The organism is Microcystis sp. M20BS1 (assembly GCF_020245305.1).
GTDB classification, from domain to species: domain Bacteria; phylum Cyanobacteriota; class Cyanobacteriia; order Cyanobacteriales; family Microcystaceae; genus Microcystis; species Microcystis ichthyoblabe_A.
In genome coordinates this window covers 1-11,015 of the sequence record NZ_JADBUZ010000126.1, presented here as the reverse complement: position 1 = coordinate 11,015, position 11,015 = coordinate 1, and the positions used below count along the sequence as shown (strand labels likewise).

General features: G+C 36.8%; 13 protein-coding genes. 8 read left to right on the top strand and 5 right to left on the bottom strand.

Annotated elements, in window-relative coordinates:
* Positions 1-510: 510 nt before the first annotated feature.
* Positions 511-1,863: an NB-ARC domain-containing protein gene (locus tag IM507_RS13450; protein ID WP_287637170.1), complete on the bottom strand. Its 1,353-nt coding sequence runs from the start codon at positions 1,861-1,863 to the stop codon at positions 511-513.
* 288 nt (positions 1,864-2,151) lie between these two features.
* On the opposite strand from IM507_RS13450, the gene IM507_RS13445 reads away from it, so the two are divergent.
* The 8 genes from IM507_RS13445 (at position 2,152) to IM507_RS13410 (ending at position 5,310) form a co-directional block, all read left to right on the top strand.
* On the top strand, positions 2,152-2,523 hold the full coding sequence (locus IM507_RS13445) for a tellurite resistance TerB family protein (RefSeq protein ID WP_002776942.1): 372 nt from the start codon (positions 2,152-2,154) through the stop codon (positions 2,521-2,523).
* A gap of 20 nt (positions 2,524-2,543) precedes the next feature.
* Positions 2,544-2,729 carry a hypothetical protein gene (locus IM507_RS13440; RefSeq protein WP_287637169.1) on the top strand — a complete coding sequence of 62 codons (186 nt, stop codon included), beginning with the start codon at positions 2,544-2,546 and terminating at the stop codon, positions 2,727-2,729.
* 67 nt (positions 2,730-2,796) lie between these two features.
* Positions 2,797-3,129 carry a hypothetical protein gene (locus tag IM507_RS13435; protein WP_002776941.1) on the top strand — a complete coding sequence of 111 codons (333 nt, stop codon included), beginning with the start codon at positions 2,797-2,799 and terminating at the stop codon, positions 3,127-3,129.
* Positions 3,130-3,449: 320 nt separating this feature from the next.
* Complete coding sequence (locus IM507_RS23535; RefSeq protein WP_043997418.1) at positions 3,450-3,743, top strand: ferredoxin; 294 nt, start codon at positions 3,450-3,452, stop codon at positions 3,741-3,743.
* Positions 3,744-3,909: 166 nt separating this feature from the next.
* The gene (locus IM507_RS13425) at positions 3,910-4,173 is read left to right on the top strand and encodes a type II toxin-antitoxin system HicB family antitoxin (RefSeq protein ID WP_287637167.1); all 264 of its coding nucleotides are present in this window, start codon (positions 3,910-3,912) and stop codon (positions 4,171-4,173) included.
* Positions 4,166-4,405, top strand: a complete 240-nt coding sequence (locus tag IM507_RS13420) for a type II toxin-antitoxin system HicA family toxin (RefSeq protein WP_002735907.1) — start codon at positions 4,166-4,168, stop codon at positions 4,403-4,405. The genes IM507_RS13425 and IM507_RS13420 overlap by 8 nt, the downstream gene beginning before the upstream one ends.
* A gap of 395 nt (positions 4,406-4,800) precedes the next feature.
* The gene (locus tag IM507_RS13415; protein WP_272104579.1) at positions 4,801-5,061 is read left to right on the top strand and encodes a hypothetical protein; all 261 of its coding nucleotides are present in this window, start codon (positions 4,801-4,803) and stop codon (positions 5,059-5,061) included.
* A 3-nt stretch (positions 5,062-5,064) separates the two neighbouring features.
* Complete coding sequence (locus tag IM507_RS13410) at positions 5,065-5,310, top strand: PIN domain-containing protein (RefSeq protein WP_002776935.1); 246 nt, start codon at positions 5,065-5,067, stop codon at positions 5,308-5,310.
* Between the two features lie 120 nt (positions 5,311-5,430).
* On the opposite strand, the gene IM507_RS13405 is transcribed toward IM507_RS13410, so the two are convergent.
* The 4 genes from IM507_RS13405 to IM507_RS13390 all read right to left on the bottom strand — a co-directional run.
* A complete protein-coding gene (locus IM507_RS13405; protein WP_287637165.1) occupies positions 5,431-6,186 on the bottom strand; it encodes a hypothetical protein in 756 nt (251 codons plus the stop codon).
* Positions 6,179-7,642, bottom strand: coding sequence for an AAA family ATPase (locus IM507_RS13400; protein WP_287637164.1), 1,464 nt, complete (start codon positions 7,640-7,642; stop codon positions 6,179-6,181). Before IM507_RS13400 ends, IM507_RS13405 begins: the two co-directional genes overlap by 8 nt.
* 70 nt (positions 7,643-7,712) lie before the next feature.
* Positions 7,713-10,337, bottom strand: coding sequence for an alanine--tRNA ligase (alaS, locus tag IM507_RS13395; RefSeq protein ID WP_287637163.1), 2,625 nt, complete (start codon positions 10,335-10,337; stop codon positions 7,713-7,715).
* 71 nt (positions 10,338-10,408) lie between these two features.
* On the bottom strand, positions 10,409-11,015 hold a 607-nt coding region (locus IM507_RS13390), incomplete at its 5' end, for an RpnC/YadD family protein (RefSeq protein ID WP_287637162.1).

Genomic DNA, 11,015 nt, shown 5'->3' with positions numbered 1-11,015 from the left:
GTTAGCTGAACGTTGGGAAAAACTGATAGTTTTATCGACGTAAGAAGCAGAAAAATTAGCTAAATTAACAGGATGTACTCTCGACAATTTCAAGAGAGATAGGCTTTTAGTGGCTTGGGAACAGGCTTTATCAATCTATTCATAATAAATATTGGCAGAAGATTAAAGATTAGTTATTATGACTAACTCTTTTGATTAGAAAAAGATAAACTTGAGAATCCTCGATCAAATTTATTGACTCAAAATCAGCTATACTTAATTTAAATGAATCAACCCTACCCCTTATCAAGGGATATCCCCCCGCCTACCGGCACCCCCCTTATCAAGGGGGGCAGGGGGGATCAAACCTAAAATCCATTTTTAATTTAATTATAACCAGCCATTTATTATCTCAAGAATAATCTCACACATCGCTATCAATATCGCTGATTGCCTCTAATTGTTACCAATCAGTTTAAGAGGTTGGAAGGGTTCTTTTTCGGACTCGATCTCCTCTAAAAAATATTACAATCAATCGCTTTTGATATACGCTTTAAAAATAGATGATAATTGAAATCGGTTTTGCTCCCTTTGAATTAAATAACGTTGTTGCAAGGATTGTAAACCATTGATTAAATCACTAGCAGATAAATCTAGGTTATTTTTTAACTCCTCTCTAGATAAAGGTTGATCAACTTTACTTAATTCTAAGGCGATTTGTTGGGCAAGGGGAGAACAGCGACCAAAAATTTGTTTTAAATGAGACTGCATTTTTTTTGTAATAACTAAGCTATTTTCTGCCAAGAAATCGTTAACCTTGCCATCAAAAACATCTTTAATCAAAACGGCAATATCAGTTAAATAAAAAGGATTACCTTCGTATAATTGAATTAATTCTAACCATCTTTCCCCATCTTGTAAACCTTTATTTTCAAGAAAATCAATCGCTTCAAATCCTGATAATTCTAAGCATTGAATGGGAGAATTTTCTTGATTAAGATAGTTCATTTCCGCAGATTTTTCTTGACTAATGAGAATAAAATGGCTCTGGTGTTGGATTTCTGCAATCAGTTTTAAAAAATGTTGATAACTACTATATTCAGGTTGATAATTACCCGCCATTTGACCAACAGCAAAAAGATTATGAAAATCATCTAAGACGATTAAACATTTATGATTGCTTAGAACTTCTAACAATTGCTGGATTTTATTATCGGTGCTTTCTTTCGGTTCTTTTTGGCAAGTATTCAATAAATCATTTAGCCATAAATCTAAAGACTTAGGAAATTTTAAACTTTTCCAAATCACCACTTCAAATTGTTCTAAATTGAGATCAATAAATCGTTTAACTAGGGTGGTTTTTCCTATTCCCCATAATCCCAAAACGGCAATTAAGCGAGTATTTTGCTTAAACACCCAGTTCGAGATTGTTGCCAGTTCATTTTCTCGATCGTAAAAGTCAATAATTTGAGGAGCAAGGGTTAGATCATGATATGTTTGAGAATATTGAGAGTTATTATTACTATTTAAGTCATTTTCGTTAGACAATCTTGTATTTTCTGTAGGACAGAATTGGTTATGATTACTATTGACATTATAAATTACACAAGAATTTTCTGAAGATTTAATGTAAACTCTTTCTAAGACAGAACGGGAAGTAGATTTTTTTATATCTTTTTCTAAAACCTCTGATAAAAGCTTCCATAATTTAGCGCCTTCCTCTCTAATATGACTCTCACTGCGGTGATATTCGTTACCTATTTCTTGATAACTCTGTCCTTGCCAACTCCCTTCAAAAATAGCCTTCTGGATAGTATTTAGCGGCTTTTTATCTCGCTCAATAAGGCGTTCGTCAATCAGTTGTAAGACTTCCGTGATATTCATACAATCGACACAGCAAAAGACTTTTGGGTATTATAGCCCAACTAAATCCCACTTTTTCCAATTTTCATAAAAATTTACCCGACAAAACTCCCGATAAAATCCGATGTTTAGGGGTTGTCAGTTTTTGGAAGCGTTTGGCATGATGGAATGTAGTTAAGCAAAACAGACCTAAAACTAACCATATCTAACTCAGCGACGCTAGTTCTAAGTATTATTGCTTATGTCTCAGTTTAACGTAGGTATTTTATGACGAAGTTTCGTTTTAGTTGCAAGTAACAAGGATGAACGATGGATAAGTTTCAATCTGCTTTTGAAATTCTTTACATACTATCCTGTGCTGATGGTGAAGTCTCTCAATCTGAAGTGCAAATCATTGTTAGCTTTTTGAATAGTAATTATGATGGTATTTCTTTCACACCATCAGAAGTGATTGATTCCATTGATAACCTTACATCAGATGGGATAGTTGAAGAATTGGGAACGGCTGTAACCAGCTTTAAAAACTCCAGTTCGGCAATGGAACGCACTACATTGATGAAATTTGCAATCCAACTTGTTGCCTCTGACGGTCACATGAGCGAAGGCGAAAAGTGGATGCTTCATGCCATCGCTAATACTTTGAATTTTGATCTAAATACATTCATCGCTAAGAACTACTAAACAATTAACAGAGGATTGACATGACTAAGTTCGTTTTAGACAAATATGCGCTCGATTCTAAAAAATCAGAAGCTAAGGCAAAAATCGTCGGTTCATTGGGTTCAAATGCCTCAATTTCAGGGGATCAGATAGAAGTCCCCAGTTATGACGCGAGTAAAGTTACTCAGATTTTAAGTCAAGTTGGTATCAAGTATTCGGGGGGGTAGGTAAAAGTGCCAGTTGGTATCCTTACAAGGAGTTATTTTTGAACATTCGTAATTGTGGGTATTAATTATGAAAACAACAACTAAATCATTAACTTATTTTCGTTTTATTACTTGGCTCTCAATAATGTTTGCATTCATCAATATTGGGATTAGTCCAATTAAAGCTCAACGATATTCTCCTCGTCAAATAATAAATGTGGGAACAGTAGTAAATTCAGCAATTGGAGGATTAGTAGGAGGTGTTTTTAAAGCAGTTGGAGAACAAGAAGGACGTAGAATGTTACAGTCTGGTCAACCATATACACATTTTTACTTTGTGTTAATGCCTGATGGATGGTATTATAGAGTATGCCAAAACTATCAAAATGGTGTGCCTATTTCTCCACCTTACCGGTGTTAGTAAGAACTACTTTGTTAAATTTTACATCAAGTTAAGTTTTCAACACTTTTTATTACAGGAGGACTTTGAAAATGAGCGATTGGTTGACACACGCACTGAATCACTTAGCAAGAGAAGGGCTTAAACATGCGATAAAAGAAGCTCCTAAAGTTGCAAAAGAAGTAAGGGAAAAAATTGAAGACTATCAAAGACATCGTGAGCGAGAGAAACAATATAAAATCAATGAAATCCGTAGAGAGTTTGATGCTTTTGAAGAAGAACTAAATAAAAAAACCGAAGAGAATGTATCCAATTCAAGAGCATCAACTAATAATTCTCGTCTGGGTTACTATAATGTAACTTTAATTACTCCTGATGGAAAAGAGACAATTGAAGTTCCTGCTGATGAGTATATTCTTGATGTAGCTGAAGAATACGGACTAGATATTACTTCTGATTGTCGTGCGGGAGCTTGTAGTTCCTGTGCTGGTAAGATCGTTTCTGGTAGTGTAGATCAATCAGATCAATCTTTTTTAGATGATGATCAAATAGACGATGGTTATGTATTGCTTTGTGTTGCTTATCCTACTTCTAATTGTGTCATTGAAACTGATAAAGAGGAATATCTTTATTAGTGCGATCGCTTTTCTGATCGGGTGCATTATACTTTGTTAATGCACCTTATTTGTTGTCTATAATTTAAAAGATTGAGATAAGGGCAGTTTGTTGGGTTGATTTTGCGTTAAAATTAAGCTGGAGTAAATTCTAATCCCCGATTAAAATTTCAACGGAACAATCATCATGAACTTTTATACCGTTATTCTGAGAAAAAGTGCAAATTATTGGGTTTCATTATGTCTTGAAAATGGATTAGTTGGACAAGGAGAAACTCAGGAAAAAGCTATTGAGAAACTAAAAGAAGCGATTGAATCTTTTTGGGAGATTTATCATGATCAAGCCAATATATATACCAGTCCTATTCCTATAGACGAACTTCATGAATTTTTAAATGTGGGAGATTCTGAAACTCCCGAAACTTACGAACTCAGAAAAGTTTATGCCTAAAAATATTCCTTCTCTTAAACCCAAAGCACTAATCAAAATTCTTGAAAAAGGAGGCTGTCAATTTTATCGAGAAGGAAAAGGTGATCCTCGTTTATATTGTAGAGTATTGTATAATCAACGTCGAATCGTTCCTATTGATATAGGTGCAAAAGAAATGTCCCCTGCTTATGTTTTACGAATTTTTAGACAATTTGGTTTTACAGATGAAGAAATAGAACATTTATTAAAATAGATGATTGAATGCGTTTTTTTCAAACGAAGAAATTATCTATTCTAGTACACTTTATCTTAATTTTATTTCCAAGAGCTAAAATAAAGCTAAAGCTAGTTTTTTAAGTTACATTAACGCGATAGTAAAACCCTCGATTGCTTGTGATAAATTGATTTAATGATTAATTTTCACCCAGTCATCGCCGATAAATTAGCCTGCCTTAAAAACAGGTAAAGTGACTATCACCATTTTGCGTAATTTTTCGCTCTGGTAATGAACTTTTGATTATGAAATGATCCAAAGACGTTAATTTAAAAGATTGAGGCAAGGCAGTTTGTTGGGTTGGTCTTGTGTTAAAATTGGGTTAGGGCTAGTCTGAATCATTTATCCTGTATCATTTAAGGGTGGAGAAAACTATGCTAAAAACCTTTAAAGCAATTTTGAAAAATAATACCCTTCAATGGCTTAATGAAACCCCTGAAATCAACTCCGAATATCCTGTTAATGTTTATATTACATTATTAGAAGAAAATATCATTGGTGAAAATCGATCTAACGGTCAAAAAATGGCCAATGCTTTGAAAAAAATTGCTAACAATAATACTTTTACTGCTGTTGATACCCAACAGTGGCAACAACAAAATCGTTGCGATCGCTCTCTTCCTAATCGGGATTAAATCATGTTATTAGATAGCAATATTATTATCTATGCCGCTCAATTGGAAAATGAGTTTCTCAGGGAGTTTATTGCAGAAAATTCTCCTTATGTATCTGCTTTATCTTATCTGGAAGTTTTAGGCTACCATCGGTTAACTCATCAGGATAAAGTCTATTTTGAAGAATTTTTTACAAGCAGTAACTTTAAAACAAATCAGAAAGATGTCCTTAGGAGATGCCATTATTGCAGGAACAGCTTTCGTTTATAATTTAACAATTGTAACTCGCAATATTGATGATTTTAATTGGATCAGTAAATTAAATCTAATTAACTCTTTTCAACGGTAAAAAAATATCCATCCTGATATACTTTATCGCCAGTCCATTATTCAGAGTAAATCTTCTAGTTTTATGGTGATATAATTTTGAGTTTGATTGGGATTTTGGATAAACCTAACGACGATTTTATCTCGTTCTTCTAATAGGGTTTCTAGGGTTAATAAATTTGATTCTGTAGATTGAGAGAGAATTTTATATAAGGTACTCTCGCTCGAATTATAGTCTCGCTCATTTTCTTTGGCAATATCACTAATTTCGTTACGATTATAAAGAATAATTCCTCTGAATTGCACAAATATTTGTGCATTTTGATAGTTTTTCTGGGGATTAGCATGATTATTGAGAGTCAGAAGCATATAGATTCTATTCATCCCGCTTTGAAATTTACCAGCAATCTGCTTTAATGTGCTTTCTTTGTCTTTTTTTGCCTGTAGGGATGCTTTGAGTTCAATTAAACAAATTTGCAGATGATAATTGAGAATTTTACCAGCATCATCGACTTTTCTCTGTAAAACTAATATAGCTTTTTCAGGGGTTTTGCCGGAAGCAGAGATACCGGGTATCTCTTTTTCTAAATTGATAACCCAGATTTTATCTACTTCTGTAGATATATTTTTGTCATTTTTAGACGATAACTGTAAGTGATTAATATCTACTTTCTTTAAATCGCTCTTATTTGTTTCTTGAATTTCAATATACGCATCCTGACTAAGGGATATTTCTTGAATAAAACCCTGTTTTTCTAAAGCTTGGTGAAACTCTTGTCTAAGGGAAAATATTTCTTTTTTTGAGTTAGACTTACTCATTCTCTGCTAAATAGATATGATTGGTTAAAATTTCTCCAGATTTCTGCACGGAGTTGATAACTTCTGTAAAATTACGAAAATAAACACCATATTGACTGGTTCCATAATCAATAATTTTATCACCTGTGAAAAAGTAAACCCCTAAGTCTTCTTTAGCAATTGAAATTTCTGGATTTAAATTTTTTAATTGATTATCTTCAATAATTTTTGTGACATCAACATCATAACTTTTTAAGGTATGAAGATAAACATAATTGTTGAGAATATCGGTTAAAATCGGGCTATGGGTGGTGATCAAAACCCGATTATTATGCTCGGTGACAAATTGAACTAAAATATCCATTAAGCGAATTTGATTTTCGGGATGCAAATTAACCTCTGGTTCATCTATCATCAAAAAATTGTTTTTTTCCTTGGCCCAATATTTGAGATAAAGATACAAGATAGTCAACTGATTGACTGAAGATGAAGCTAGATACATAGGTAAATCTTTGCTTTCATCGAATTTAAAAGAAAATTGAATAGGTGCGATCGATTCTAGACTAGAAATCGTGATTTCTCCTCCCATTAATCCGCTCATCTTTTCAATCAGAGAATTATAAACTGAATTAATTTTTTTCTTGGTATTGAGAGAATAAAGCGACTCAATCACTTTATTCATTGGTTCTGTATAAGACCTTTTGGGTAATTGTTCCCGAAGACGTTTTAATTTATCTTCATGACTGTCACTATCATCATCAATATTTTCTATTAATTCTAAAAATAGACGGTTAGACTCAATTCTCTTATTTCTTTCTATCTCATAAATGTACTGGTAGAAAACAGGAAAAAAGCTACGACTAGCGGGGATAAAAAAAGTATCTTCTGTCTGAGACAAAAGCACTGTTATTACTGACGAAATAATTACTGATTCCTTGGATGGTTTAGCTCTCTCAAAAAAGTCTCTGGGTATTTTATCAAATACTTTCTCAGGGATATTATTCTCTTTTATATTTATTGTTAGGCTACCTTTGCGCTTGCTAATCTGTAAATACTCCAGATCATTGTCAACAACAAAGGTTAATCTAAAGCTTTTATCTTTAAATTCTTTAATATCCGCTTGAAAAATTAATTTATTGGAACTAATAATCGTTTCTTTAATACTGGCATCAAGATTATAAGTATTAACAACTTCTTTTTCAATAAATCGGCTAAATTTATTGAGAATCTCATCGATTAGTTTTTGATTGATAGTAATTTTTTTAATAGGTTTTTCAGAGTCAATTACGAAAGAATCAATTTGGTTATTTTCAGAAAACTTTCTAATATTGTCATGATTAAAAATTGTCCATAAAAGCTGAGAAACTAGGGTTTTGCCACTATTGTTGTAGCCAATAAAAGTATAAAACTTCTTGGTTAAATCTATAGCTTGATTATTATTTCTAATTGATCCCAAATTCTTGATCAGTAGTTCCATATTATTTTTACCAATCACACCGAGAGAATAACTAATTTTTTAAAGGTGGACAAAATGCCCACCCTTAACACTATTGTAAACTGCTAGTTAACTGACTTTTGGCCTTAGCTAAAGCTTCGCTCAACTTACTAGCATCCCGTCCCCCAGCTTGAGCTAAATTGGGACGACCACCACCACCACCGGCGCAGATTTTAGCGATCGCACCGATAAATTTACCCGCTTGTAAACCCTTATCTTTAATCACCCGGGGACTAAAAGCGGCCACTAAACTCACTTTATCAGCTGCCGGAGTCGAGGCCAAAATTACCGCCCCTTCCCCTAATTTTTGCTGTAGTCTTTCGGCTGCAGCCATCAAAGCATTAGCATCAATATCACCCAAAGAAGCGACTAATAGCTTAAATTCGCCGATAGATTCAGCTTGAGATAGCAAAGCATCTGATTTATTTAGTGCCAACTCCTGTTTAACCGCTTCTAACTGCTTTTGTGTCCCCTTTAACTCTGATTGTAGGGCCGTAATGCGATCGGGAATTTCCAGAGGTTTGACCTTAAAGCGATCGCACAAATCCCGTACCACCTGATCCCGTTCATTCAAATAGGCTAACACGGCAGGGCCGGCCACCGCTTCGATGCGACGAATTCCCGCAGCGATTCCCGTCTCGGAGATGATTTTAAATAAACCGATCTCGGCGGTATTTTTAACGTGAGTACCCCCGCATAATTCCATAGAAACGCTAGGAATATCGATAACTCGCACTTCTGAGCCGTATTTCTCGCCAAACATGGCAATAGCTCCCTTTTGCTTCGCTTCTTCCAATCCCATCACCGCTATCTCGGTGTCATGCGCTTCGGCAATCCAAGTGTTAATCTGTTCTTCCACCTGTTGCAATTCAGAGTTAGTCAGGGGACGAGGACAGTTAAAATCAAAACGGAGGCGCTCAAAACTGACGAGGGAACCTGCTTGGGAAATCCCCCCATCGACAAGCTTTTTCAAGGCCGATTGTAGCAGATGGGTAGCGGTATGATTAGCTTGAGCGCGACGACGACAGGAACGGTCAATCTGAGCATTAATTGTATCGCCGGTGGTGACAATTCCCCGCTCAATCCGACCAAAATGGATAAAAATCCCCGATTCTTTCTGCACATCCTCAACGCGGATAAGCAGATTATCGCCAGTTAAATAACCCTTATCACCGATTTGTCCACCCGATTCGGCATAAAAAGGGGTTTTATCGAGAACTATCTGCACCTCAGTGCCTGCTGCGGCCGATTCCACCGTTTTACCAGCGACTAAAACCGCCGTTACTGTTGCGGTTGCTTGCAAATCCGTATAACCGAGAAATTCCGTCGGGTGAATATGTTCTGCCAGCTTATCTAAACTACCCTGTACCGTCAAATCTATGGTTTCGTGGGCGGCTTTTGATCTTTGCTGCTGTTTTTTCATTTCCTGCTCGAAACCCGCCGTATCGACGCTTAAACCCTGCTCCTCGGCGATTTCTTGAGTGAGTTCCAGGGGGAAGCCATAGGTATCATAAAGGGTAAAGGCATCGACTCCCGAAATCTGGCTTTTTTCTTTTTCTAGAATCGATTCGAGCAGTTTCTCGCCTCTTTCTAGGGTTTCTAAAAATCTCGCTTCCTCTCGCTCTAATTCTGCCTTGATCACCGTTTCTCGTTCCCGAACATTGCCATAGACGGACTCGGAAAGAGCGATCGCCACTTCCGCCACTTTGGTGATAAATTGACCTTCAATACCGATTAAACGCCCGTGTCGTACTACTCTCCGAATCAGACGACGCAGGACGTAACCTCTGTCAGTATTCGATGCTGAGATACCATCCGCTATCATGTGTACTACCGAACGCACATGATCGCCGATGACTTTTAGGGAAACTTTCGTTTTTTCGTCCGCTTTCTGGTAGTCTATGGCTGCTAACCGGGCCGCTTCGGCGACAATCGGGAAAATTAGGTCAGTTTCGTAGTTATTGGCGACTTTTTGCAGGATTTGCGCCATCCGTTCCAAACCCATCCCCGTATCGATGTTTTTATTCGCTAGGGGTGTCAGATTGCCATCCGCGTCGCGGTTATACTGCATGAAGACGAGGTTATAAAACTCGATAAAACGGCTATCATCCTCTAAATCGATGGTTTTATCCCCTAATTCCGGGTGAAAATCGTAGTAAATTTCCGAACAGGGACCACAGGGACCCGTGGGACCCGATACCCAAAAGTTATCCGCTTCGCCCATTTTTTGGATACGATGGGCAGGAATACCGATTTTATCGCGCCAGATAGCGAAAGCTTCCTCATCCTCTTTAAAGACACTAACGACTAATCTTTCGGGGGGAAGGTTAAAAACTTCTGTGGACAATTCCCAGGCCCAGGCGATCGCTTGTTCTTTAAAATAATCACCAAAGCTAAAATTGCCCAACATCTCAAAAAAAGTATGATGTCTAGCAGTCCGGCCGACATTTTCGATATCGTTGGTGCGAATACATTTTTGAGAAGTGGTAGCGCGGGGAAATTCTGGGGTCTTTTGCCCTAAGAAAATCGGTTTAAAAGGGAGCATTCCCGCAATAGTCAGCAAAACGGTGGGGTCTTCTGGTACTAGAGAGGCACTAGGGAGAATTTTATGGTTTCTGGCCGCAAAAAAGTCTAAAAATCGCTGGCGAATCTCGCTTCCGCTTAGGTGGTTACTCATAGAAGATGTCAGTTAGTCAGAAAATGCCTATTTTATCCATTGTGGCATTTTTGCGTTTTAACTCTCCACCTTTACTCTCGCGCCGCTTGTCGGACCTGCTCTAAGTCTAAATCCAAAGCTTGAGCGATTTGTTCCACACTTAAACCCAAGGCCAGCAAACGGGGAATAGATTCCAGTTTTCCTTCTAGTTTTCCTTCTAGTTTTCCTTCTAGTTTTCCTTCCTGTCGTCCTTCCCGTTTAGTTGCTTCCTTCCATTCCTGATAGGTTTGAGATAAAGTCATAAACACCTCTCTATCCTCAGTTTCTAGGATGTTATTTATTTCCATACTAACCCGCCAACTAATCAATAATTCCAGCACATTTTCCCGGAAAGCATTACCTTGAGGTAATTCTAACAATTCTCGCACCGCTTGGTCTTGAGTTTTTCCCCGTCCTAATAATCTTAACCAGAGAGTCTCAGCAGTCACAGGCAATTGATTAATAGCGATAATTGCCGTGCGATAAAGCGAGGGAAGAAAATAGACTCCTTCTGGCCAATCTGGGTCTATTTTTGCCCCAATACTCTCTAACAGAGTCAGACTAGCTGAAGGGGATAAAATCCACAAACGAGGGGCATTCTCTTCATTGTAGCTCTGATTTTCCCGTTTAGCTTGTCTTTGCAGTTCGGCCAAAATCGTC